The 24,010-nt window shown below is 36.4% G+C and carries 24 protein-coding genes; 9 read left to right on the top strand and 15 right to left on the bottom strand.

Features of this window, described 5'->3' with window-relative positions; translation table 11 throughout:
* Positions 1 to 4: 4 nt before the first annotated feature.
* The 7 genes from fliI to flgB are packed head-to-tail and all read right to left on the bottom strand — an operon-like array spanning position 5 to position 5,815.
* Positions 5 to 1,336 (bottom strand): flagellar protein export ATPase FliI, encoded by a 1,332-nt coding sequence (fliI, locus tag IV36_RS04525; protein WP_056990998.1) that lies wholly within the window; start codon positions 1,334 to 1,336, stop codon positions 5 to 7.
* Positions 1,326 to 2,045 (bottom strand): FliH/SctL family protein, encoded by a 720-nt coding sequence (locus IV36_RS04530; protein WP_056990999.1) that lies wholly within the window; start codon positions 2,043 to 2,045, stop codon positions 1,326 to 1,328. The genes fliI and IV36_RS04530 overlap by 11 nt, the downstream gene beginning before the upstream one ends.
* Positions 2,029 to 3,033 carry a flagellar motor switch protein FliG gene (fliG, locus tag IV36_RS04535; protein WP_056991026.1) on the bottom strand — a complete coding sequence of 335 codons (1,005 nt, stop codon included), beginning with the start codon at positions 3,031 to 3,033 and terminating at the stop codon, positions 2,029 to 2,031. Before fliG ends, IV36_RS04530 begins: the two co-directional genes overlap by 17 nt.
* Positions 3,034 to 3,052: 19 nt before the next feature.
* The gene (fliF, locus tag IV36_RS04540; RefSeq protein WP_056991000.1) at positions 3,053 to 4,609 is read right to left on the bottom strand and encodes a flagellar basal-body MS-ring/collar protein FliF; all 1,557 of its coding nucleotides are present in this window, start codon (positions 4,607 to 4,609) and stop codon (positions 3,053 to 3,055) included.
* Between the two features lie 42 nt (positions 4,610 to 4,651).
* Positions 4,652 to 4,981: a flagellar hook-basal body complex protein FliE gene (gene fliE, locus IV36_RS04545; protein WP_056991001.1), complete on the bottom strand. Its 330-nt coding sequence runs from the start codon at positions 4,979 to 4,981 to the stop codon at positions 4,652 to 4,654.
* 10 nt (positions 4,982 to 4,991) lie between these two features.
* A complete protein-coding gene (gene flgC / locus IV36_RS04550; protein ID WP_056991002.1) occupies positions 4,992 to 5,432 on the bottom strand; it encodes a flagellar basal body rod protein FlgC in 441 nt (146 codons plus the stop codon).
* Between the two features lie 23 nt (positions 5,433 to 5,455).
* Positions 5,456 to 5,815 (bottom strand): flagellar basal body rod protein FlgB, encoded by a 360-nt coding sequence (gene flgB / locus IV36_RS04555; RefSeq protein ID WP_056991003.1) that lies wholly within the window; start codon positions 5,813 to 5,815, stop codon positions 5,456 to 5,458.
* 436 nt (positions 5,816 to 6,251) lie between these two features.
* Between flgB and motA the strand changes: the two genes are divergently transcribed.
* Together motA and IV36_RS04565 are read left to right on the top strand one after the other, a co-directional pair.
* Positions 6,252 to 7,046 carry a flagellar motor stator protein MotA gene (gene motA / locus IV36_RS04560; RefSeq protein ID WP_056991004.1) on the top strand — a complete coding sequence of 265 codons (795 nt, stop codon included), beginning with the start codon at positions 6,252 to 6,254 and terminating at the stop codon, positions 7,044 to 7,046.
* Positions 7,024 to 7,794: a flagellar motor protein MotB gene (locus IV36_RS04565; RefSeq protein ID WP_056991005.1), complete on the top strand. Its 771-nt coding sequence runs from the start codon at positions 7,024 to 7,026 to the stop codon at positions 7,792 to 7,794. Before motA ends, IV36_RS04565 begins: the two co-directional genes overlap by 23 nt.
* 362 nt (positions 7,795 to 8,156) lie before the next feature.
* Here the strand turns inward: IV36_RS04565 and IV36_RS04570 are convergent, their stop codons facing one another.
* The 4 genes from IV36_RS04570 to IV36_RS04585 all read right to left on the bottom strand — a co-directional run bounded on the left by IV36_RS04570 (position 8,157) and on the right by IV36_RS04585 (position 11,784).
* Positions 8,157 to 8,636, bottom strand: coding sequence for an Rrf2 family transcriptional regulator (locus tag IV36_RS04570; protein WP_056991006.1), 480 nt, complete (start codon positions 8,634 to 8,636; stop codon positions 8,157 to 8,159).
* Between the two features lie 37 nt (positions 8,637 to 8,673).
* On the bottom strand, positions 8,674 to 9,519 hold the full coding sequence (locus tag IV36_RS04575) for an SDR family oxidoreductase (RefSeq protein ID WP_056991007.1): 846 nt from the start codon (positions 9,517 to 9,519) through the stop codon (positions 8,674 to 8,676).
* Between the two features lie 278 nt (positions 9,520 to 9,797).
* Entirely contained in the window at positions 9,798 to 11,123 is a 1,326-nt protein-coding gene (locus IV36_RS04580; RefSeq protein WP_056991008.1) for an MFS transporter, read from the bottom strand.
* 163 nt (positions 11,124 to 11,286) lie between these two features.
* Positions 11,287 to 11,784: a DUF1440 domain-containing protein gene (locus tag IV36_RS04585; RefSeq protein WP_056991009.1), complete on the bottom strand. Its 498-nt coding sequence runs from the start codon at positions 11,782 to 11,784 to the stop codon at positions 11,287 to 11,289.
* A 240-nt stretch (positions 11,785 to 12,024) separates the two neighbouring features.
* On the opposite strand from IV36_RS04585, the gene rihA reads away from it, so the two are divergent.
* Together rihA and IV36_RS04595 are read left to right on the top strand one after the other, a co-directional pair.
* Entirely contained in the window at positions 12,025 to 12,954 is a 930-nt protein-coding gene (gene rihA, locus IV36_RS04590) for a pyrimidine-specific ribonucleoside hydrolase RihA (RefSeq protein ID WP_056991010.1), read from the top strand.
* A 16-nt stretch (positions 12,955 to 12,970) separates the two neighbouring features.
* Positions 12,971 to 13,498, top strand: a complete 528-nt coding sequence (locus tag IV36_RS04595) for a GNAT family N-acetyltransferase (RefSeq protein ID WP_056991011.1) — start codon at positions 12,971 to 12,973, stop codon at positions 13,496 to 13,498.
* Between the two features lie 120 nt (positions 13,499 to 13,618).
* Here the strand turns inward: IV36_RS04595 and IV36_RS04600 are convergent, their stop codons facing one another.
* The gene (locus tag IV36_RS04600) at positions 13,619 to 14,719 is read right to left on the bottom strand and encodes a glycosyltransferase (RefSeq protein ID WP_056991027.1); all 1,101 of its coding nucleotides are present in this window, start codon (positions 14,717 to 14,719) and stop codon (positions 13,619 to 13,621) included.
* A 351-nt stretch (positions 14,720 to 15,070) separates the two neighbouring features.
* Between IV36_RS04600 and IV36_RS04605 the strand changes: the two genes are divergently transcribed.
* The 4 genes from IV36_RS04605 to IV36_RS04620 all read left to right on the top strand — a co-directional run bounded on the left by IV36_RS04605 (position 15,071) and on the right by IV36_RS04620 (position 18,259).
* A complete protein-coding gene (locus tag IV36_RS04605) occupies positions 15,071 to 15,727 on the top strand; it encodes an HD domain-containing protein (protein WP_056991012.1) in 657 nt (218 codons plus the stop codon).
* A 184-nt stretch (positions 15,728 to 15,911) separates the two neighbouring features.
* Positions 15,912 to 16,784 (top strand): metal ABC transporter solute-binding protein, encoded by an 873-nt coding sequence (locus tag IV36_RS04610; protein ID WP_056991013.1) that lies wholly within the window; start codon positions 15,912 to 15,914, stop codon positions 16,782 to 16,784.
* A 6-nt stretch (positions 16,785 to 16,790) separates the two neighbouring features.
* On the top strand, positions 16,791 to 17,447 hold the full coding sequence (locus tag IV36_RS04615) for a metal ABC transporter ATP-binding protein (RefSeq protein WP_056991014.1): 657 nt from the start codon (positions 16,791 to 16,793) through the stop codon (positions 17,445 to 17,447).
* On the top strand, positions 17,447 to 18,259 hold the full coding sequence (locus IV36_RS04620) for a metal ABC transporter permease (RefSeq protein WP_056991015.1): 813 nt from the start codon (positions 17,447 to 17,449) through the stop codon (positions 18,257 to 18,259). The genes IV36_RS04615 and IV36_RS04620 overlap by 1 nt, the downstream gene beginning before the upstream one ends.
* A 105-nt stretch (positions 18,260 to 18,364) precedes the next feature.
* Here IV36_RS04620 and IV36_RS04625 read toward each other — a convergent pair whose 3' ends face one another.
* Entirely contained in the window at positions 18,365 to 19,540 is a 1,176-nt protein-coding gene (locus IV36_RS04625; protein WP_056991016.1) for a phosphoglycerate dehydrogenase, read from the bottom strand.
* Position 19,541: 1 nt separating this feature from the next.
* On the bottom strand, positions 19,542 to 20,639 hold the full coding sequence (gene serC / locus IV36_RS04630; RefSeq protein WP_056991017.1) for a 3-phosphoserine/phosphohydroxythreonine transaminase: 1,098 nt from the start codon (positions 20,637 to 20,639) through the stop codon (positions 19,542 to 19,544).
* 548 nt (positions 20,640 to 21,187) lie between these two features.
* Here serC and IV36_RS04635 point away from each other — a divergent pair.
* Positions 21,188 to 22,579, top strand: coding sequence for a C40 family peptidase (locus IV36_RS04635; protein WP_056991018.1), 1,392 nt, complete (start codon positions 21,188 to 21,190; stop codon positions 22,577 to 22,579).
* A 488-nt stretch (positions 22,580 to 23,067) separates the two neighbouring features.
* Here the strand turns inward: IV36_RS04635 and IV36_RS04640 are convergent, their stop codons facing one another.
* A complete protein-coding gene (locus tag IV36_RS04640) occupies positions 23,068 to 23,847 on the bottom strand; it encodes a DUF975 family protein (RefSeq protein ID WP_056991019.1) in 780 nt (259 codons plus the stop codon).
* Between the last annotated feature and the right edge of the window lie 163 nt (positions 23,848 to 24,010).

The following is a 24,010-nucleotide window of genomic DNA, read 5'->3' on the forward strand; positions in this document are numbered from 1 at the left end:
AGTTCTACAAATTATATTGTTCAAACAACTGATGCAGTTTTCTTTCCGTCTCATCAAAAGTCTCATACTCTTCTACAGACTGGCATAGAAAATCTTCAATTGGATGATGCAAAGAAACCGCGTAATCAATAACAGGATTTGCTCCATTCTTATATGCTCCAATATCAATCAAGTCCTTTGCATCTGCGTACACAGTTATATTCTCACGCAGTTCTTTTGCATCGTTTTCATGTTCTTTTGTAATTAAGGATTTCATCAACCTACTTAAGCTATCTTGAATCGAAATTGCCGGATAGTGATTCTTACTTGCAATCTTTCTGGACAAGACAATGTGTCCGTCGAGAATTCCACGAACTGAATCTGCAATTGGTTCGTTCATATCATCACCCTCAACAAGCACCGTATAAAATGCTGTAATTGACCCTTTTTCCGACATCCCACTTCTTTCTAAGAGTTTAGGAAGTGTGGCAAAAACTGAAGGTGTGTATCCCTTTGTAGTCGGTGGTTCGCCTATTGACAACCCAATCTCCCTTTGTGCCATTGCAAAGCGAGTGACTGAGTCCATCATCAACACAACTTTTTTACCCTGATCCCTAAAATATTCTGCAATTGCTGTCGCCACATATGCACCTTTTAATCTAACCAATGGTGGCATATCCGAAGTAGCACAGACAACGACTGATTTTGCATACCCTTCATTGCCCAAGTCTTTTTCGATAAATTCCTTAACTTCCCTACCTCGTTCTCCGATAAGTCCAATCACGATCACATCTGCTTGACAATATTTAGCAATCATCCCCAAAAGTGTACTTTTGCCGACACCACTTCCAGCAAACACACCCATTCTCTGTCCCTCGCCCACAGTTAGCATTCCATCAATTGCTCTTACACCTGTGCTTAAAATTGTATCAATGTTCTTACGCTTAAACGGAGCTGGAGATTCTCTCATTACTGGATATTCTAGAAGTTGGTCATCACTATTTCCTTCAATTTCCATAGGTCTTCCCAATCCATCTAATGTATGTCCGAGTAGAGAATCACCCACTTTGATCGTCAGGCTCTTACCGGTTGCCTTTACTAACGAGCCCGGTCCAATTCCGCTAAGCTCATCCAGCGGCATCAGCAGAACTGTCTTTTTAATAAAACCAACAACCTCCGTCAGTGTCACTTTCTCACTATTTTTATTCTTAATCTCGCAAATTTCACCCATAAAAACATCTATTCCCGTAACACGAATTGTTAAACCAACAACTTCGCTCACTTTACCAAAACTTGAAAAAAAATCATTCTTTTTGGCCTGATCCAAATAATGTTCAAAAGGTATTTCAAAGCTCATTTACAGACTCCTCAACGCTTTTCACGTATTTTTCCAACTCACTTTTTAAGTTAAACGTCTCCAATGAATCACTAGATTCAATATTAATTTCATACAGTCCCATTTTTGAATCATTAATGATTGTATATCTCAGTCTGCTTACTTCACTTCTTTTTTCTTCCATCTTTTTCATAATTAAATCGTGATAGCGTTCATTGGCATGTATTATGAATATTTGATCAGGTTTTTCCAACTTGAAAAAAATTGGTTCTATCAATGCCAGCAATTCACTGGCATCCTCATCTATCCTGTGTTTCAGAACTACTTCGGCCATCTCAACTGCAAATTCAAAAATTTCATCATGTTTATCGTGCTCATAACGCTTAATATCGGCCACTATATCTTTATAATTTTTCCGTGCCTTTTCTATTAATTCAGTCGCTACTTTTTGACCTTCATTCTTTCCATCTTGATAACCCTTTTCAAATCCCTCCCTTTCGCCATCTTCATAAGCCTTATCTCTAATTTTGTTAGCTTCTACTTTTGCATTTTCAATAATTGTTTCCTTTAAAACTTCTAAGCTTTCACGCTGTTGCTTCCCCGCCTGGCCCAACTTTGCCTTCATCTCATGAATTTCTCGCGGTTCAGGTGCCTTTGTAACAATCTTCTTTTTCTCTTCAATACTTGAAATTGAGTTACTTTTAACAAGATTTTTATTCGATAACTGCATCTTGTTCGCCTCTTTCGATATAAATCTCGCCAGCTTCGTCTAACCTACGGATGACACTGACAATCTTTTGCTGTGCCTCTTCAACAGCAGAAAGACGCGTTGGCCCCATAAATTCGATTTCTTCTTTCAAGTTTTCAACTGCTCGACTAGAAAGATTCTCAAAAATAAAGTCACGAATTGAATCTGCAGCACCTTTAAGTGCCAACGACAAGTCAGAATTTTCAACATCACGCAAGACTTTCTGAACATCTTTACTACCCAAGCTGACGATATCATCAAACGTAAAGAGACTGGCTTTAACTTCTTGTGAAAGTTCAGGTTGCCTTTGTTCCAAATCAGAAAGAATATTCTTTTCCGTTCCTCGACTAACCGAATTAAGTATCTCAACTAATGAATGAACACCGCCAATATTTTCAGTATCGTTCTCGACTGCCGTTGAGAATTTATTCTCCATTATTTGTTCAACTCTTTTAATAATTCTAGGCGAAACACTTCCTAAAGTTCCAATTCGCTCCGCAACCTCAACCTGTAATTCATCGGAAAAATGTGTTAATATTTCTGCTGCTTTATCTGGTTGAATGTAACACATTATCATTGCAATTATTTGTGGATTTTCCTCTTGTAATAGTCTGGTCAATTGTGCTGTATCAGCTTTTCTAGCAATTTCAAATGGTCTTTCTTTTAACTGGAGCTGATTCAGCAAATCAATTACTTCTTTTGCCCTTTGAGGTCCTAAAGCTTGTTTCAGGAGATCTCTAGCATAATCTATCCCACCATCAATAACATATTGCCGTGCATCAGCCGTTGCAACGAATTCCTTGAGCACACTAGATCGTTCTTCGGGACTGACAAAATCCGTATTAGCAATTTCATAACTGACTTTCTGGATAAAACTGTCGGGGAGTAATTTCATAATTTTAGCAGATGTTTCAGAGCCAAGAGAAATCAACAAAATTGCTGCTTTTTTAATACCGTCTATTGAATCCATAATCACTACTCTACCTCTACTATTTTTCTTTCATCCATGCCTTTAATAACTCTGCAACGACCTCTGGATGTTCATCTGCGAACTTTTTCGCGTTCTCATCTTCTTCTACCTTTTTCTGTCTCTTCTCCAAATCAATTTTAGGCTTAGAATCTTCTACAGTAGCGGCATCAGTAGTGGCACTACTTGTTTTTTCTACTGTATCTGCCTCTGCAGTGACATCGTAATCATCGTAATATTCGTCATTCCTGTTCTTTCTAATTCGCATAACTGTGAAAACAACTGCACCAATGACAACCAGTATTCCAATTGCAGCAACAATGTATACCCAGATAAAGCTATTCTTAGCAGCCTTCTTCTTTTTCTTAGAACTGCTTGCTTTGTTTTTCTTAGCAAAATCAATTCCTTGTATATTAATCGTATCGCCACGCCCTTGGTTATAACCAACAGCCGACTGTATAACGCTTTGGATCTTTTCTTGGTCAGTTTGTGAAATGTTACCATCTACCACGACGGAAGCTGTCATCCTGTTGATTGCTCCCGGTGCACTGATTGTCTTAGTAACCTGCGTATTTAATTCGTTATTTACTGTACGACTATAGGAACCGTTATCTGAGCTACTTGATGAGGCAGTTTCATTAGTGGCATTGTTAGCAGATTCACCACTTGCAGATGATGCGCCACTTCCCGTGGACTGCTCTTCTTCACTCCTAATACTGGGATTACTGTAAGTAGTTGTCTTATTTTCTATAGCGTCAAAATTCAGATTTAAATCAATCGAAACTCGAATTTTGTTTGAACCGTATATGGGAGCAAGAAGCTTTTTAACTTTGGCCTCCATCGTAGCTTCGTAGGCTTTTTTTATGCGCATATACTTAGTGTTATATCCGCTCGAAGAACTGCTTCCACCCGAACTTGTCAGCAGGTTACCATTGCTATCAACAATTTTGACATTATCTTGTGTGAGTCCTTCTACTGCTCCAGTCGTTAATGAACGAATGCCTTGAACTGCTTCACCGGAGATTCCCCCACTTTTGAGTGTCAACACGATTGATGCCTTGGCCTTTTTGCTACTCCCACTATCGCTGAATACACTTTGACTAGGCATCACCAGCATTACTTTTGCTTTCTGCACTTCATTAAGGGACGCGATTGCCTGCTCTAATTCACCTGTTACCGCACGCTGATACATAACTTTGCGATCCTCATCAGTCGTCATCACACTTGTACTATCAAACAACTCAAAACCCGTAGAACTATCTGGAAGTTTGTTATCTACCGCCAAGTCAATTCGCGTTTGATTTACCTTATTTTGGGGTATCAGAATCGTTTTCCCATTATCTCCCAATTTGTAGGGAATATTCTCACTCTTCAGTGTTTCCGCAACACTGCCTGCATCTGCATCGCTCAAATCTGTAAATAAAACCCCATATTGTACTCTTGTAGTTAAATATGTAACAACACCTGCAACAACTAATAGACTGATCAGTGAAGATATCCATGCTATCTTTTTTACCCGACTTTGTCCTTGCCATATTTCCCCACATCTCGCTAAAAATGCTTTAATTCTCTCCAACACTTAGTTTTTCTCCTCTGCATAATACTGATACTGCCCTCAAAATTAGAATTGCATATTTGCTATGTCATTGTATGCATCAATACACTTATTACGAACTTGGACAGCTGTCTCTAAGGAAAGTTGTGCTTCTGTCATCTTTATCATTACATCCCCTAAATTACTGTTGTTTCCAGAAACCATACTGGCCGAACTTTGATCCATATTAGACATATTTTGACTAACAGACGACAGCGCTGTAGTCAAATAATCACTAAATGACTTTCCACTTTGTGAATCACCATCTAGCTTACTTACTTGACTAGTTAATCCCGTCATTTTTTGGACAGAATCGCTATAATTGTTTAAATTGCTTACCCCACTAATTCCTGCCATTTTATTTCTCCTAACTCTTCGATATCTCTAGCGCTTTTTTCAGAATATCCTTATTGGACTCTGCAGCAGAGGTATTGGCCTCATAGGTTCTCATAGTCTGAATCATATTAACCATCTGATCCGACAAATTTACATTAGACATATGCACATATCCATTTTGATCTGCATCCGCATTTGTGGGATCATATTCCACCTTATCCGTATTGTCTTGGGATATTCCTGTAACTTTCACACCATAACTCATTTGTGAACCAACTCCCGTGTTGGATTCCCCAGCCGCTTGAGCGTTTTTCAAACTCTCACCAAACTGTACAGTTTTGCTCTTGTATGCTCCACCTTCTGCAGTATGTGTTGTATTCACATTTGCAATATTAGTCGAGATTGTATCGAGTTTTAATCGTTCCAATGCTAATCCGCTAGCATTTATCTCTAACCCATTAAATACACTCATTCATGCCACCCCCTGAATTTAAACTAGTTATTAAGTACATAATTAAGCATTTGATAACGCCCATTCAGCTGAGATACTATCGAGCTGTAATAGAGTTCGTTCGTTGATTGATTAACCATTTCTACATCCAAATCAACATTGTTTCCATTCTCATTAACTGAAGTTGTGTTGTCAGTTGTTACTTGGGCCTGACTAGTCGAGTTTGCACCTATGTGGTTCTCCTTGGTTGTAGTCAGATTTAAAGCCGTTGCCAGTTGGTTCTCAAATTCTACTCGTTTTGCCTTATAATTACTCGTATTTACATTTGCAATATTGGACGATATAGTTTCGGATCTAAGAGCAGATGCATCTAGTGAATTTTTTAATATATTTGAAATATCCATCGAACATCACTTCAGCTTTCTTAATGTTTTTTTAATAGTTTTGTAAATAATTCGTAAGCAATTTGTAAATAATTTTAAATATTTTGTGCTTATTTAATAACAAAATTATACATTTTATGTCGTCGGTTAGCAATATAATCTCAGCCTTTTACTGCTCTCAGTTATTGTAACCTTAAGCATTGTTAGCGACTTGTTTTTGCTTATTATTCAAAAAAATGAATAATATAATATATCTACATAATAAAAAATTATCATATTATTAATTATGTAATTATGAGCTCAATCTTATTCTTTTTTATTTATTTTAATTTTCGTTAAAGTAAATTGTGCAATTCGGGTATTTTATAAGCCACTTATGTCCGTGTTAAATTTTTTATTTCTTAACCGATATAAACAGTAGACTCGATTCTACTATTAATCAGGAGGCACACTCTCAATGGATTTTTTTCTACTAATCGGTATTATACTTGGCTTTATCGCAATAACAGTGGGTATGGTTTTAAAAGGAGCAAGCATAGCTGTCCTGTTAAATCCGGAGGCCATGATTGTTATTTTTGTAGGCATCATAGCTGCTGTTATAAATAGTTACCCATCTAGTGAATTGAAGAAGGTTCCTAAGATGTTGCTTATTTTAATAAAGACGAAGAAATTCGACAATCAAAAACTCATCTCCGAAATAGTCGATTTATCCAATATTGCTCGTCGTGATGGTCTTCTTGCCTTGGAGTCACAAAGAGAGGGATTAGATGATCCTTTTCTAGAGCGAGGACTTGAAATGGTTATTGATGGTCTAGAAGAAAAACAAATTAGAGAAATAATGGAAAATGAAATTGAAGGTATGGATGAGCGCCACAGAAAAAGTGCGGGAATCTTCAAAACCGCGGGAACCACTTCTCCAACGCTTGGAGTTATGGGTGCAGTAATTGGGCTGATTGGTGCACTAGGTAACCTTAACAATGTAAATGCTTTGGGAACCTCCATTTCCTCGGCGTTTGTTGCAACTTTATATGGTATTTTTTTCGGATATGTGATTTTAATACCCTTCAATTCAAGACTACTTGTTAAATCTGAAAAAGAGATTGAACATCTCACTTTGGTTCTTGAAGGAGTCATCGCCATTCAATCCGGTGCTTCAGCAAGTAGTATTGAAAAAAAGCTGTATAGTCTCACTAGTGAAAAGAAATCAAACAATAAAAAGGATTCTGCAGATGAAAAAACGAAAGAAGAATGAAGAACACATCGACGAAGGTTGGTTATTACCATATTCTGATATGCTGACACTCTTATTAGCATTGTTCATTGTTTTATTTGCGATGGCTAAAGTTGATACTAAAAAATTCCAAGAATTCAAATCCGAATTTGGCACATTGCTGTCAACACATCAGTCAACAGATTCTATTGTGAGTGTAGGCAAAAAAAACAAGTCCCAAGGTTCTGCCTTAAACTCCGCTATAAGTTCTGCTTCTTCACTTGATAATTCATCGTCAATTAGCTCTCAACAGTCAGCGGATAATCAGCTAGAGGCTATTCGACAACAATTGACCGTAAATCTTCAGAATGCTGGTTTAACCAACAGCGTATCAGTCTACATAAAAAGCAATGATTTGCACATAGTTATAAATAGCAGCATCTTGTTTGACTCTGGTAGTGCAACTCTATCAGAGAGCACGCAGAACCTATTAACTTCATTATTTAACCCCCTTAAGGCAGTTAATACTAACCCTATTATCATCGCCGGCTATACCGATAACCAGCCTTTAAAATCAACTGCTATTTATAAATCTAATTGGGAACTTAGCTCTGCACGTGCAATATCTGTGATGGACTTTTTCGTAAGTAATAAGGTTTTCAATGAGGGCAACATATCAATTCAGGCTTATGGTGAGAACAAGCCTAAAGACACAAATTCAACTGCCGTCGGTCGTTCCAATAACCGACGTGTGGAGATAATAGTCGAAAAAACTTCATCGAGTTATTGACCATTTATTTGGGCCTTAATACCAGTTAACAAAAAGCAGCTAAAATCAAACACCTTTTATATCAATTACGAAACTAAAAGCTGTGTTTGTATCATAAGTTATTGAAATTAGAAAAAGGACCTAGTGAAAATCTAGAAACGATTTTCACTAGGTCCTTTTTAAATTTTGAACATATTATGAATTAATTTTTCAACAACTACTGTCAGCAACTATGATAAAAGTACTGTATAAATTGATATGACTAACATCATAATCTCCCCAGAAAAGTTTGTGCTGTAAGCACTCAAATTGAATCAGGTATCTTAATTTTACCACCCAAATGAAGTTGAGCTAACAGTACCTAAAGCCCATCAGACTCAATACTAATGATTTGAAAAACTTAGGTGCTGATATTTGGGGTTACCAGAACAGGTTGTCATGTAATCATTTCTCACCAAAATTCCATCTATAATACTTTTTAATGAAATTTTCTTCATTTCTGATTCTGCTGCATTCTGTATCTTAGAATATTCAACCTCTAAGACGCTCTGAATATTCCCACCGACAAGGCAATTTGGATTAGTCTTATCATCCACATGAAGCAAGTTATGTTCATCCGTGATTGCGCTATAGATATCGAATAAGGAGATTTCAATGCTGTCTCTCGCTAAAATTGGCTGTGCTACTCCTTTTTGTGTTACCAAAAGCCCACCACGAGTCAGATACATCATCAATCTTCTCACAAGACTCGGGTTAGAGTTAATGCTTTTAGCAATTTCACTACTTGACAAAGTTTGTCCTTTGCATATCTCAATATATGCCATGATATGCACAGCATCACTTAATTTATGAGAATACTTCATATTATCCCTCTCTCTCATGCTAGGAAATTAAAAAACATTATATCTCTAACAAAGCTTCCTTTAATGCGGTTGGTTCCCTACCTAGGACATCGGCCAAATCTCGATCAGTTTCTGTAAGTTCACCATCTTTAATCAAATTTTGAATCATTAAGACAACATCAGCAGTTTTCCCTAATCCAGCCCTATTCAATTCAATTCGATACTCATCATCAGACAGGGACTCGACTTTGAACTGTCTCTTAGAAATACTAGCAATCGTTTTGGCAAGATCGGCAAAAGAAAGTGAATTACCAGCAAATTCATACACTGTCTTCGGAATTTCTGTTACCAAGACTTTTGCCGCTGCTTCCGCATATTCTCGTTCAAGCGCCCATCCAACACGCCCATCACCAGCTGAATATTGAAAAGGATGACCAGCAAAAGCTCCCTTTATAAGATCAGTTTCATTCTCCAAATACCAGTTGTTCCTTAAGAAAGCATGTCTTAATCCACTGTCAGTCAATGCTTTTTCCGTAATTTTATGATCTGCCGCTAAAGGACTCTTAGCCCGATCTGCATGGGGAAAGCTTGTATATGCAACAAAGTTTACTCCTGCATTTTGTGCTGCTTGTACAACGTTCAAATGCTGCTTGTCACGCGGGTAATTTTTGCCTGGAATCGATGAGATAAAGAGCAGTCTGCTGATACCTGTAAATGCTTCTTCTAGGCCTTTTTCATCAGTGTAGTCTGCCTGACGAATTTCAACTCCAGAGGGTAGAACTTTTTCAGCCTTCTTTGTATTGCGGGCAAATGCCACAATATCTTCCTTATTAACCAATTCAGTCAAATATTCGACTGCCTTCCTACCAAATTTACCTGTCGCTGCAGTAACTCCGTATTTCATATGAGATTACCTCCTGTATTTTTTTAAAGCACAACATGTTATTTACAAAGTAACATAGAAAAAAACTATTGGCAATTATCCAGCTTATGTTGTTTCTCCATGAAAATGAGAGTGTGCATAAGTCGATTGCATTTGAATACTGACACAAAATTATGAACATTTTGAGGTTAGACAGGGAATTGGAGTTTAGAAAAGATATTTATCTGACACAAAATAGAAGAGCCAGATCAAAAGTTAAATTTTGACCTGACCCCATCTGCTACTCATTTTAAGTACTCTTAATTATCAGAATTAATCTCTGCTTGCAACTTGCTCTCGTTGTAAAAATGTAAAACAACAATCATTAAAATATAGATAATGAGTGGTATCCAGACATAATTCATATTTATCATCTTTAAAGTTGCCAAGTTCTGCTTAGCATTTGGCACATAACCAGCAACATCAAACAAGCCGGCAGTAATTAGGCCGCTCAAACCTAGACCTAAATTAACGCCTAATATATTTGCAGACGAGAGCACACCTTCTGCTTGTATTCCCAGCACTACCCCATAACGAATCGTATCTGCAATCATAATTGAGACCAGCCCAACAATAATTCCATTACCAATAGAGTTAATGAGAATACCGCCAAAAATAATAATCAAATTACTTAAGTATACACCACCAGCTAAAATAAATTGTCCAATCAACGCAGTAATCATACCTAGAGTCATTACCTTTTTCTTATCATGTTTAATAGTTAATCTTATTAATAAGATTACGCCAATCAGCGATGAAAAAGTAAAACTGCTTGCCCATGGAACTAAGTCAGCATTATTCCACACATATTTAAAATAATAAATTGTCGTCTGATTCTTGATACCTGTAACTAACCAAAAAAGTAATATAACCACAGATAGGACAATCCATGGAGTGTTTTTCTTTAGCATCCCCACCACTTTTGATAATGGCTGGTGGGCAATCTCCTTAACCGTGAATCGCTCTCGAATTTGGAAGAAAGTATTTAAAATCAGGATCAATGAAATAATTCCAAATAAAATAATCGTCCATAAAAATCCTATTCTTTCGTTTCCGCTTCCAAAAAGTGCTACAAGAGGGACTGTGAACACAGAAACAATGATTTGTCCAGTGCTTCCTCCAAATTGACGAATAACCCCCAGCAGGGTTATTTCCCTTGGATTCTGTGTCATCGTCGGTAATACCGATGTTATTGGTGAATTAACTGTCGTGTAAAAAAAGCCTAAGCCTAAATAAGTGACATATGCCCAAATCAATTTACCGTGTTCAGAAAAGTTTGGTGTTGCAAATGTTAAAATTGCAAAGGCAACATAAGGAACAGCATACCACAAAAAGAAAGGCCTGCTTTTCCCAAATCTCGAACGTGTATTATCAATCATAATACCTACAATGATGCTTCCAATTACATCAGCAATTCGCGCGACGATAAATAAAACTGCTACTGCTCCTGAATTTAAACCATATACATCCGTATAAAAGTAAAGAAGATATGTTGTCATTACCTGAAAAACAAGATTATCTGCGCCATCACTCAATCCATAACTAATTCTTTCAGGCCATTTCGTTTGCCATTTATTCTTTTCCACTAATAGGATTTCCCCCTTTATTTACGAGACTCAAGTTGAGTCAAAAGTTGAATTTTAAGCTAGTACTTTTATGATTCTGGATAAACATGTTCCACAAATCAAGATTCCCCGTCTAACTTCAACGACTTAGTTCTCTCTTTTAGTCCCAGATTAATATCAATTTTTATTTCTGTTTTTGACTACTCAATTCTTCAATTACTATATGATTGACCCACATCCATGCCATATGTCCCAGTACCTCAGATACATGTTCCTCCATAGGTTGGTCCTTTGCAGCAGGAACTGTTCCCATTGCTGGCATTAATCCAACATGTGTTGCAGCCCAAACACCCAAGCCAAATAAGGTCCCTTGTCCTGCTTTAATTACCGGCACATAATGGCCAGCGACACTATAAACCATTCCAAAAGTTGCTGAAAAGCCAAAATGAATAATGAAACTCGCCCATGGCATCTCATGACCTGAGTAGGTATAAGTAGCATGTGTAACAGACTTTGGAATGCCCAATTGCTGCATAAAAGTTTGTGGTGGATTAGTTGCGTCTCTTTCTGGTGTCCTAGGTGGCAACAAATTTTCCCACCCTAATTTAACAAATCCTGATACAATTCCCGCTACCCCACCAATTACAAGGGCATCTTTTAAATCAAAATTTTTCTTTCCCATTTGAATAATTCTCCTTTCAAATACTGAAATAAGTTTAGCCTATTTATTTAAATTTTGCTATCATTTCGTTTCCATATTATTTTTAATCTTTGTTTGCAGATCTATGATTGGATTCGTTATTAAAATATTATAAAAATGATTATTAACTTATTTTTTCATTCATTTTAAAAAAAGGGTGTTATTCCAAGATATAATTGTATACAATACATTTTACATGGTTGTTTTAGAGGAGGATTTTTTATGAAGAAGATTATTATCGATTGTGATCCGGGACACGACGATGCTTTGGCGCTTGTCATGGCAGTTGCAGCTCCTGAACTTGATATTTTAGCAGTAACGACGTCAGCTGGAAACCAGACTCCCGATAAAACGCTTAATAATGCAATGCGCATGTTAACTTTACTAAAACAGAGTGATATTCCTGTTGCCGGTGGTAATAAAAAACCGCTAATGCAAGACTTGATAATTGCAGAAAATGTTCATGGTAAAACTGGACTTGATGGTGCAATATTACCAGAACCTGATTTTGCGCCGGTAAACATTCCCGCAATTCAACTAATTGCAGAAACTCTTGGCTCTTCTATAGACCCAGTTACTTTAGTTGTAACTGGTCCAATGACTAATATCGCCCTCTTTTTGCAAATTTATCCGCAATTAAAAACAAAAATTGAACAGATTGTATTCATGGGAGGCGCTATGAATACTGGAAATTACACACCCAGCTCTGAATTCAACATTGCCGTTGATCCTGAATCCGCAAAAATTGTTATAAATTCAGGAATCCCTCTTGTTATGGCTGGGTTAAATTTAACTCATCAAGCACAAATTTACCCAAGCGAAGTGGAAAATATTCGCAGAATCCATAACGAAGTTGCACGCAGCGTAGTTGGTCAACTGGACTTCTATGGTATTTATTATGGACAAGACAAACTGGGCTTCAAAGGGATCCCTCTTCATGATCCTTGCACAATTGCTTGGCTCCAACACCCTGAATACTTTGAGGGAACAGATTACAACGTCGATGTTGAAGTAGCTGGAACGTTGACACGCGGTGAAACTGTTGTTGACCGGTTCAACTTACTAAACCTCCCTCAAAATGTTCATGTATTAACCGCAATTAAGCGGCAAGAATTTATCCAATTACTTACAGATGCAATTGCTTCATTCTAAAAAAGGAAGTGGAAATTTGGCTCTAACTTATATTCGCTTAGCAACCCAAGATGATATCTCAAAGATGCTTGTCATTGTAAAGGAAGCACAACAGTTGCTTGCTTCTGAAGGCATTCCACAATGGCAAAATGGTTATCCCAGCAAAGAAACATTGTTAGATGATATTGCTAAAGAAATAAGCTACGTACTGATCGTAGATCAAGAAGTAGCCGGCTTTGCTGCTCTTTTGCAGGAACCCGACAACAATTATCAAAAAATTACTGCTGGTAAATGGCTCAACACCGAAAATACACACTATACTACTATCCATCGAATTGCAGTTTCCGCTCATTTTCATGGACAGCACTTGGCGGAAACATTCATACATCATTTAATTTCGATCTCTTGTTCACTTGGTTTCAATCAGATTAGAATTGATACTCATGAAAAAAATACGCGGATGCGCCATCTAATCAAAAAAATTGGGTTCGCTTATTCTGGTGTTGTTTATATGAATAATAACTCGGAGGATTGTCGTAACGCCTATCAACTATTTCTAAGATGATTTATTTTTAAGGTAATAAAAAAGTTGGGACCGATTTTTCTGGTCTCAACTTTTTTATTGGCTTAAATTATTGAACTCGTTCGTTTTCACTTCTGCTACTCTCTTTTCAATTTAAATATTTTATACTAGTTCCCTCTTTGCCTCAGCAATTACAGGTATCCATCGATCTGCTACCGCCTTTGGTGCAAAGTGCTTAATTCGTTCAAGGGACCGCTCGGAATAATATCGTCTCAGAAAACGACTAGTTGTCATCTTATCTAAGACTCGGACCATATCATCAACATCTTGCGGCTTAGTCATAATACCATAACGATTCTCACGAAGGTACTCTGCTGACCCTGTATTTTCCATTGCCACAATCGGTAAACCAAAGCCCATTGCTTCACCCATAACGAGCGGCATTCCTTCCCATCTTGAAGTTGAAACAAAAATTGAAGCTTCTTCATAATGTTTCTGAAGCTCATGGTCCTTAAGAGCACCACGATAGATGATTTTATCAGCAACATCGAATTCTCTGATTAAATCTTTAAATACCGCCATATCCTCAGGTGTTCCCTTACCTGCAATTGCAATCTTCCAGTCATCTTTGAGTGACTTAGCAACTTCCAGTAATAAATCGATACCTTTATGCTGAATCGCAATTCTACCAGTAAATGCAATAACGTGACTATTCAGATTGGCCTTCTTCTCTGGGACTAGGGTAAGCGGATTGTAGATTTTAACTGTCTGCTGATTAAACTGACGGTAATTCTCATAATCAGAATCCGTTAAAACAACTACAGTATCAGCTGACTCTAACCCTTGCCTGAATTCCTTAAGCATCCCCGCATAGTACTGAGTTACGTAGGTGTTAAAGTTGTTATGCATCCACGCAATCACGTTCACATTTGGTGTATTTTCTTTAATAAATGGTGCAAAACTCGTAAGCAATCCGGCGGGCAAAATCACACATCCATAATCTTCTTCATCTATATACTCACACAGATCAGCAATCTGGTCGGCATACTCATCATACGGATTCTCTCCAAAAAAGTTCAAGACTCCACTGGATACCGGACGCTTAGCTGTTATCATGGGAGCCTTCAGCTCATAATACGGTTCTCCCTTACTTAGCGAGTAAAATGCAACATCCATCTCTTCACTCAAAGTATTACCTAAAACCGTTGCGGCTCTCTTAACGCCATCCATCACAACATTCTCTAATGCTATTAATACCTTCATATAATTCGCTGTTTCCATATTGAAAACAGCTACCTCCCTTCTGTACTTTACGTTATATAGGTCACACCTTTCTAAAGTTCAGGAGTTACCAGAACACTCGGATCGAGCATTTAATTTGGATTCGAGTAATAGCTCCTTGTTAGGAATTCTACCATGTAAAAAAATTAAAAAAAAGAAAAATGCTCTGTACACCATTTTCTGACTTCTTCTATTGCTCTTAATTTTTTATGTCACAACTAATGAACGTTCAGCATACTTTATCTTCCTATTTAAAAATATATTTATATTTGAGGTACTCTCTGAATTATTTGCTATAATCATTACTGAGATTGAAAGGGAGGTAATTTAGTTATGGATTTATCTGGTAAAATTGCGAAAGTTCACAGTTTTTCCCAAGAACAGATGGGTTCTGATAAAACGGGACACGGTTTTGACCACATTTTACGCGTGGTTAATATGACAAAAAAAATACTTAAAAGTGAACCTGGAAATTCCTTAATAGCAATTTCTGCTGCCTATCTTCACGATGTAGCTGATGACAAATTGGTAAGAGATCCTGCTACGCAGAATGTTAAAACTATCGCTTTTTTAAAAGATAGTGACTTTTCAGATGATGAAATCTCTGAAATAATGTACATTACAAAAAATCTATCATTCAGCTCCTCTTTAAAACCGAAGCCCCCTGTATTATCGATTTCTGGAAAAATAGTGCAAGATGCAGACCGACTAGATGCGATTGGAGCCATTGGCACGCTGCGTGCCATATATTATGGAGGGAAACATTCACAGATAATATATGATCCTACGATCAAACCTAGAATATTAAAAAATAAAATTGACTATCGTAATCTCTCAAAGGAAACAATTATCAATCACTTTTATGAAAAGCTACTTAACTTAAAAGAAATGATGAACACCACTACCGCAAGAGAGATTGCCGAAGGGCGACAAGAATTTATGGTAAATTTTCTGGAAGAATTTCTTGACGAATGGAACGGAAATTTATAATAAAATTTAAATGGTAATTCAGAAGCCTTCTTCCCCAGTATATATGCTTTTTTATTTTTAGATAATAGTAATGTTTACTGTTATGGTGCTAAACAACCTTGACAGCTGTATCTTAATTAGATAACATTCTAAATTGTAATTATTACTATTAAAAAATTACATAATAAACTGGGGGATATCGATTATGAAGAAAAAGAACTATCTTTTCTTGCTTTTATCTTTAATTTTAATTCTTGCCGGATGTTCGGCAAATACTCAAAAAAAATCGAAAGGAATTTCGGTTGTTGCTACAACTGACTTTTATGGCGAAGTTGCAAAAGCGGTCCTTGGAGATCATGGTTCAGTTACATCCATCATTAACAATCCAAATATTGATCCACATGATTTTGAACCAACTACAAAGACAGCCAAGACTGTTTCTAATAGCGACATACTACTTTATAATGGTATTGGTTATGATTCTTGGGCAAAGAAATTATCTGGTGCTAAGAAGATTGCAGTCGGTGAGGATATTATGAATAAAAAAGATGGAGATAACGAACATCTTTGGTATAATAGTAAAACAATGCCTGCTGTTGCCGAATACCTGGCAAAACGTTTTGGTAAAATCGATTCTAAAAACAAAGAAGAATATTTGAAGAACGCTAAAAAATATACAAAAAGTCTTTCTAAGTTAAACACGATGATTAGCCAAATCAAAAAGAACAGTGATAACAAACTTGTTGATGTTAGCGAACCAGTCTTTGATTACGCGTTACAAGATATGGGATACAAAGTTAATAATGTACATTTTTCTAACTCTGTTGAAAAGGGAACAGATCCATCACCTAGTGATATTAAGAACATGCAAAATGATATTAAAAATCATAAGATCGCATTCTTTGTTCAGAATACACAAGCAAGTGATAAGGTCGTAAAGAATCTAGTGGCATTATGTAAGAAGTATGACGTTCCTGTAGTCAGTGTTACAGAGACTCTTCCAAAGAACAAAGACTACTTTAATTGGATGAAAGGCCAATATCAACAAGTTCTAAATATTCAAAAAAGCGAGAGTTAATATAGTATGAATTCAATGATGGAAGTCAGGAATCTGGATATCCAGGTTCCAGGAAAACAACTATTTAAAAATCTAAGTTTTACCATTCCTGCCAATAAATTAACCTGTATGACCGGTGAAAATGGAGTTGGTAAAACAACTTTGGTGAAACATATTCTGCAGAGTTTCAAGACAAAAGACGATCGGATCATTATTAATACCACTCGTGCTAAGACACAATATGTGCCTCAGCTGCGTAACATTGATGATGAATTTCCTTTAAGTATCCATGATTTTGTTGGGCTTGGACTTCGCCAGTCTAATTTATTGTGGCACACAAAGTCTGAGAAAAAGCTGTTGCAAGATATTATCAAAAAAACACATCTTGCCACAATTGAGAATTATCCATTGGGAGCAGCTTCAGGCGGAGAGAAACAGCGTGCATTTTTAGCACAAGCTTTGTGTGCTGAACCTAATTTATTAATATTGGATGAGTCAACTGCAAGTCTTGATACAAGTACAAAGAATGAACTGCTTACTTTAATTCGCTCTCTATTAGCAGAACAAGACATTACAGTTTTATTCATTACGCACGATCCTGAACTAATAGAAAAATATGCAGATTATGAACTCCACTTATCCCATCTGCAAGCAGAACTCATCAGAAAGGAGCGTAAAGAATAATGCTGCAATTTGATTTTATGCGCTATGCTTTTATTGCAGGAATTTTTATCTCCTTAATCTGTGGAGTGATGGGGACTTTTGTCGTTGCACGCCAAACTTCCTTCTTCACGCATACGCTCTCTGAGATCGGGTTTTCAGGTGCTGCTTTCGGAATTTTTCTAGGTATCAGTCCACTGCTTGGTATGATTATCTTCACAATGGCAAGTGCTCTGTTCATCGGTATTTCGGGCGATCGACTTAGCAGACGTGAAACTTCAATTAGTCTCTTCTCAGGGATTTTTATCGGCTTGGGTATTCTATTTCTTTCTCTCTCAAGTAAGCAATCCAGTTACGCAACTAATATCTTATTTGGGAGTATTGTTGGGATTAACATTGGTAACCTTTATTCACTGGTAGCATTGAGTCTGTTGATTTTGATAGTTATAGCTTTGTTATTTAGACAATTGGCTTATAATTCTTTCGACGTGACAGGTTCCCAGTACAATCAACATCTTAACTTACTGACTTCTATCGTTTTCTTGGGCTTGTTGGCTCTCACAATCAGTGTAACTTCGCAAATTATTGGTTCTTTATTAATATTTGTTTTATTGACGATCCCTGCTTCTTCCGCAAAATTCTATACAGCATCACTTTGGAAGATGATTTTTCTATCAACTATTTTTTCGCTCGTTGGAATTTGGGCAGGTCTGTACTTTTCATATATAACAAATTGGCCGGTTACATTCTTTATTACAATGATTGAGGCACTTATTTACGGTTCAGCCTTGATACGCCATCAGCTGCAAGTTAGCAAATTTTCATTCAAGAATTAAATTAAGAGTTCATCCATTATAAATAAGGGTTTCAACAAAACAACTGTTTTGTTGAAACCCTTATTTGATTTTTATCATTAGGAAAAATTGTGAACAAGTTCTAACTTATCTATTCTTTCTAATCTCTCTTACCCTAATTACTTCAGGAATCTCATTTAATTCCTTCTTTAATTCACTGAATGTTTTCTCAGAAATATTATCTGTATCAATCATTGTATAAGCAATCTGTTCACGACTACGATTAATCATGTTATCAATGTTAATATCATATCTAGCAAGAATTGTTGTGATTCTACCAACCATATTCGGAACGTTTTGATGAATCAGAGTAATTCGGAAACTTGAATCAAAAGGCATCTCCACTGCTGGGAAATTCACGGAATTGATAATATTACCTGTTTCAAGATATTTTCTTAGAGTTTGTGCTGCCATTATTGCACCATTTACCTCTGCCTCAAGTGTTGTTCCCCCAATATGCGGAGTAACAATAGTATGCTCATGATTAATGACCTTCTCGGAACTGAAATCTGTGATATACTGTGCAATTTTATGACTTTCTAAAGCATCGATAATCGCTCTCTCATTAACTATTCCCCAACGCGAATAATTTAATAAGGTTGCCCCATCCTTCATCACTGCCAATTCCTTTGCAGTGATTAAATCCTTGTTCTCTTCCGTGTATGGAATATGAATAGTAACATAGTCACTTTGCTGCAACAGCTCACTTAAATCTTTTGCACGTGGTATATCGTTTGATAAACGCCAAGCATGCTCCACGCTAATATATGGGTCATATCCAATTACATGCATTCCCAGATCTGCTGTCGCTCGTGCCACCCTAGAACCAACCGAACCAAGTCCAATTATTCCAATTGTCTTGCCCTGCAACTCTGTTCCTGCAAAATGATTCTTTCCTTTTTCCGTCTGAAGACTAACATCTGCTCCATTTAATTTTTTAGCCCATTGAACGGATGAAAAAATTGGTCGCGTTGCCAGAATCAACATCGCAACAATTAGTTCCTTAACCGCATTAGCATTTGAACCAGGCGTATTAAAAACGACCGTTCCATTTGAGTTAGCCTCCGCAAGTGGGATATTATTAACCCCAGCACCAGCCCTCGCTATTGCAAGCACACTAGTCCCAAATCTCGTTTTATGCATGTCCTGACTCCTGATTAGGAGCGCATTCGGCTTATCAGTTTCATTGATTGTATACATGTCAGTAGGAAATTCAGCAATTCCCTCTGAAGCAATCATATTATAGGTCTTAATATCCAACATTTCATCCCACTTCCTTATGCTTATGTTCTAATTCAAATTTTTCCATTACTGTTATTAATTTCTTAACACCCTCTATTGGAAATGCATTGTATAAACTAGCCCTCATACCACCCACAAGACGGTGGCCCTTCAATCCAACCAAATTATTAGCATTTGCTAATTCAATAAATTGATTATCTAATTCTGCATTACCAGTTACAAAAGGTATGTTAGTTAGCGACCGACTTTCAACATCAACCGGTGATTGGAATAAGGAAGAAGCATCAAGGTAGTCATACAACAACTGAGCCTTTTCTCTATTTCTTTTCTCCATTGCATCGACACCACCTTGTGCAAGCAGCCATTCAAAGACTAAGCCTGCACAATAAATTGCAAAAACAGGCGGAGTATTTAAAGTTGAATGCTTGGCAACAAGTTTCTTATAACTTAGCATTGCAGGAAGCTCAGGTGCTTTTTCTACTAAATCATGACGAATAATTACTACAGTCAATCCTGCAGGCCCGATATTCTTTTGAGCGCCTGCATATATCATTCCAAAGTCTCTCACATTGTATCTTTGTCCTAAGATGTTTGAAGACATGTCCCCTACTATGGGCTTTCCTTTTATATTAGAAACTGTTCGAAATGCTGTTCCTTCGATTGTGTTATTTAGCGTAACATGGATATAATCCACATTTTCTTGTAAAGAGTCATCTATTTTCGGAAGTTTCGTGTAATTCGAATCTTCTCCACTAGCAATTTTATTAACACTTATGCCATCAATCAACCGTGCTTCCTCAATCGCTCTTTGTGACCAATGTCCAGTATCGACAAAACCTATTTTTCTTTTATTAATAGCTAGATTCAATGGTGCCATTGTAAACTGCAGTGTCGCTCCACCCTGCAAAAACAATACATCATATTCGTCTGGAATATTCATTAATGCACGCAGATTGGTTTCAGCATTCTTTTGAATATCAGCAAAAAGTGAGGAACGATGACTAATCTCCATAACACTCATCCCACTATTTTTATACGAAAGCAACTCCTTTTGAACCTGTTCTAAAACTTCTCTTGGCATAACAGCAGGTCCAGCAGAAAAATTGTAAACATTCGCCATAATCCTTCACTTCTTTCTAATTAATTTTAAAGTATGCTCTAATAATCGAATATAGACAAAGTTAAGCAAGATGTCAATGCTATTAGTAACAAATAATTACCAAATAATTAATTTACTTTCTATGTTGTTTTTGATACACTAAACGTTTTTTTCAAACAAAGATGAATTTATATTTTAATTGAAAATTGTAAATTTAACATATTTGTAATAATAGGGTTTGAACTCTATTACAACACTTGAAAAAAGTAATAATTGCCAACAAATACATTAAAATACTCTTCTTAAGACGGTTGTAACATTTTTGTAATATTCTTAAGAAAAAAAATCCCTATAATTTTCTAAAAATCCCTTTATATCAGCATTCCAAACTAGATATTCTTTCTTCAAAAAAAAATTTATGTTCAAAAAGCCCGTCATTTCAATTAAAATTTGTATTTTATTACATATAGGCTTAAAATGTAATATTTTTTGTACTGTTATGCAATAAAGATAGACTACAATCAGGTTATTGGTTACAAAATAAAAAATAAAAGTAGGAGTGAATTAATTTGAAACGTACAACAAAGACATTATTAGCAAGCACTGTTGGTGCGGCGGGTTTATTTCTTGCTTCTACAACGAATGCAAGTGCCTCAACAACCGTCAAGGTAAATAAGAACGATACTGTTTGGGATCTCTCACAAAAATATGGGGTTTCCATTAAATCTATTGAAACTTTGAATAACATTAACGAAAATAGTCATTTAATCATTGAAAGTCAAACATTAACTATCCCTGATAGTGATAGTACTTCAGATACAGCAGATTCAAGCTCTACTTCTTCATCAGCAACTTCTACTGTTTCAGTTGCTAAGGGGGATTCATTATGGGCAATTGCTCAGAAGTATGGTACGACCGTTGATAGTTTACGTTCATTGAATGGTTTAGCATCAACTGAAACACTGATTAAACCTGGACAAACTTTAAAGGTTGATGGCTCTGCAGATACAAGTTCTTCAGATACGAATAATGAAAGTAGTACAACAACTACAGAAAGTTCTACTACAACAACAACGACTACAAAGAGCACAGCTACAACTACACCTTCTGTCACTGTTTCCGCAAATCATGTTACATATACTGTTAAGTCCGGTGACTCACTTTATACTATCGCTCAAGCTTATGGTGTTACTGTAGCTTCCTTACGTTCTTCTAATACATTGGGATCGGCTATTTTACCAGGACAGACTTTAACAATTAACGATCCTACGAAGACACCATCAACCACAACTACTGCAACTGAATCGAGCGATTCTTCTGCAAGTTCTAGTTCTGCTTCAACTGCTGCTTCTAGTTCGACAACAGCAACTGCTTCAACTGCAAGCACTGCTGCTTCTAGTTCAACAACAGCAGCAACTACTTCAAGTGCAGCAACAACTGCTAGTGCAGCTAACTCAAGTTCTGCTTCGACTACTAGTTCTGTTGCGGCTACACCACGTGTTAGCTCTTCAACTGCTAGTTCTGCTGCTAGCACAACAGCAAGCACAACAGCAAGTAGTACAACTTCATCAACAACGTCAACTGCTTCAACATCAGCAGCGGTATCTACATCATCAGTTGTTTCATATGCAACTTATTTAGCTAGTCTCAAAATTCCTTACGTATATGGTGGTACATCATTAAGCGGTTTTGATTGCTCTGGATTCGTTCAGTATGTATATGCTCACTTTGGTGTCTCATTGCCTCGTACTTCACAAGCACAATCAACGATTGGCACAGCTGTTCCTGTCAGCCAAGCTAAAGCTGGAGATTTGTTGTTCTGGGGTTCCCAAGGTTCATCATGGCATGTAGGTATTTATATAGGCGGTACAAGTTATGTTGCTGCTCCATCAACTGGTCAAACTGTTAGTGTTAAGAGTTTCCAGTATTTCCAACCATCTTTTGCAATTCACATGAACTAATTATGTATCATAAAAAAATCGGCAGCTGTTTAACCACAGCGCCTTTTTTTATGCCAATTTTCGTATGTAACATAAGCAAGTTGATTATGTTTAATGTATCTTACTTATAACTAGGCTGAATAGACTATCACCACAGCCAATAGAAGGCCGTTTAAAGCCATAAAATTTCTGTCTAATATAAATTCTAAAACATCTTATTTTATTTGTTAAATAGCCGCATATCGTCCATTCTATAATGATTAGGGAACTATAGTAAAGGAGCTGGGTCAAAAGTTACTTTTTGACCCAGCTCCTTTATTATAAATGCATTTCATAAGTCAAAGCTCTAAAGCTCTACGCTCTAATCAAATACTTATAGCATATGATTCGCTATATTTATAATTGCACGCTACTACTCAAATTTACGATTTATCGCATATTCTTTTATTTAGGTAACAATTCAACTATCAGTTAATGTGAAATAAACAGTTCTATCAATCTAATTTTAATTAATATTCAACTATAACAGATCTCTTATCATCAGTGTTTTTATCTTGTTGATTATTTGGAATATCGCTGCCTTCTGCTAAACTATTATAATAAGCAGCATATGTTGCTAATTTATAGGGTGTTAACCAGATATATCCTATTCCTAGAGTCAATATTGCTAATATATCCCATCCAATAAAACTTAACTTAAGGACAAAAAATTCAAATTTATGACCATTCATCAATTCCCTACTTTTCGTAATATAGTCTAGAAAATTAAAGTCATCAGCATTTTCTGCCTGTGACATATCCTTGTACACAAAATATGTTTGAGAATAAGCAAATGATTTTACGATACCTGGAATAATAAATAACAATGACCAGAAAAATATGAAAATATTGATTAAAATGTACAATACAAGAACCCCTAGAAAGTTCCTCTTAGTAAATACACTAAAAGCACCTTTAAGTGCACTAAAATCAGCATTTTTTGTCCTTAGCCAATCTAAAAAAGTAAATCCTATACCTGTTAAAAGCATCGATGATATAATTCCTCCAACACTATTACCAAGAAGATTATTATGGTCAAAATTACCAGTTGTACCGGTTGTAGATAACCCTTTCGCAATACTATCGCTATATTTTGCAATTAATATACTTAGAACTATCACAACAGTAAAAGCAAAAATTGTCGTAATAATTTGAAATATGACAGGTATAATTGCTAATTTAATTGCTTGATTCCAATGACCTTTAAAAGTTTCTTTTACTTCACTTTTTAGTTCCCTACGCGTTTTCATTCTTATCAAAACTCCCATTCTTGTATCCCTATTATGCATTATACTTTAAGAAATAGTTTTTTTATACAAAAAGGACACTGGTATTTTTAATATCAGTGTCCTTTTCATTTGCACGGCAACGACCTATCCTCGCAGGGGGCGATCCCCCAACTACTATCGGCGC

Origin of the sequence: Liquorilactobacillus mali (assembly GCF_001437155.1) — a bacterium.
Lineage (GTDB): Bacteria > Bacillota > Bacilli > Lactobacillales > Lactobacillaceae > Liquorilactobacillus > Liquorilactobacillus mali_A.

Bases quoted from the DNA above. Each gene is read 5' to 3' on its own strand.
- fliE (WP_056991001.1), bottom strand. From the start codon at position 4,981: ATGGCAGGAATTAGTGGGGTAAGCAATTTAAACAATTATAGCGATTCT.
- IV36_RS04605 (WP_056991012.1), top strand. From the start codon at position 15,071: ATGGATTTATCTGGTAAAATTGCGAAAGTTCACAGTTTTTCCCAAGAA.
- IV36_RS04565 (WP_056991005.1), top strand. From the start codon at position 7,024: ATGAAAAAACGAAAGAAGAATGAAGAACACATCGACGAAGGTTGGTTA.
- IV36_RS04585 (WP_056991009.1), bottom strand. From the start codon at position 11,784: ATGGGAAAGAAAAATTTTGATTTAAAAGATGCCCTTGTAATTGGTGGG.
- IV36_RS04640 (WP_056991019.1), bottom strand. From the start codon at position 23,847: ATGAAAACGCGTAGGGAACTAAAAAGTGAAGTAAAAGAAACTTTTAAA.
- IV36_RS04610 (WP_056991013.1), top strand. From the start codon at position 15,912: ATGAAGAAAAAGAACTATCTTTTCTTGCTTTTATCTTTAATTTTAATT.
- serC (WP_056991017.1), bottom strand. From the start codon at position 20,639: ATGGCGAATGTTTACAATTTTTCTGCTGGACCTGCTGTTATGCCAAGA.
- IV36_RS04530 (WP_056990999.1), bottom strand. From the start codon at position 2,045: ATGCAGTTATCGAATAAAAATCTTGTTAAAAGTAACTCAATTTCAAGT.
- IV36_RS04570 (WP_056991006.1), bottom strand. From the start codon at position 8,636: ATGAAGTATTCTCATAAATTAAGTGATGCTGTGCATATCATGGCATAT.
- fliI (WP_056990998.1), bottom strand. From the start codon at position 1,336: ATGAGCTTTGAAATACCTTTTGAACATTATTTGGATCAGGCCAAAAAG.
- flgC (WP_056991002.1), bottom strand. From the start codon at position 5,432: ATGAGTGTATTTAATGGGTTAGAGATAAATGCTAGCGGATTAGCATTG.
- motA (WP_056991004.1), top strand. From the start codon at position 6,252: ATGGATTTTTTTCTACTAATCGGTATTATACTTGGCTTTATCGCAATA.
- IV36_RS04575 (WP_056991007.1), bottom strand. From the start codon at position 9,519: ATGAAATACGGAGTTACTGCAGCGACAGGTAAATTTGGTAGGAAGGCA.
- IV36_RS04620 (WP_056991015.1), top strand. From the start codon at position 17,447: ATGCTGCAATTTGATTTTATGCGCTATGCTTTTATTGCAGGAATTTTT.
- rihA (WP_056991010.1), top strand. From the start codon at position 12,025: ATGAAGAAGATTATTATCGATTGTGATCCGGGACACGACGATGCTTTG.
- IV36_RS04600 (WP_056991027.1), bottom strand. From the start codon at position 14,719: ATGAAGGTATTAATAGCATTAGAGAATGTTGTGATGGATGGCGTTAAG.
- IV36_RS04615 (WP_056991014.1), top strand. From the start codon at position 16,791: ATGAATTCAATGATGGAAGTCAGGAATCTGGATATCCAGGTTCCAGGA.
- fliG (WP_056991026.1), bottom strand. From the start codon at position 3,033: ATGGATTCAATAGACGGTATTAAAAAAGCAGCAATTTTGTTGATTTCT.
- IV36_RS04625 (WP_056991016.1), bottom strand. From the start codon at position 19,540: ATGTTGGATATTAAGACCTATAATATGATTGCTTCAGAGGGAATTGCT.
- flgB (WP_056991003.1), bottom strand. From the start codon at position 5,815: ATGGATATTTCAAATATATTAAAAAATTCACTAGATGCATCTGCTCTT.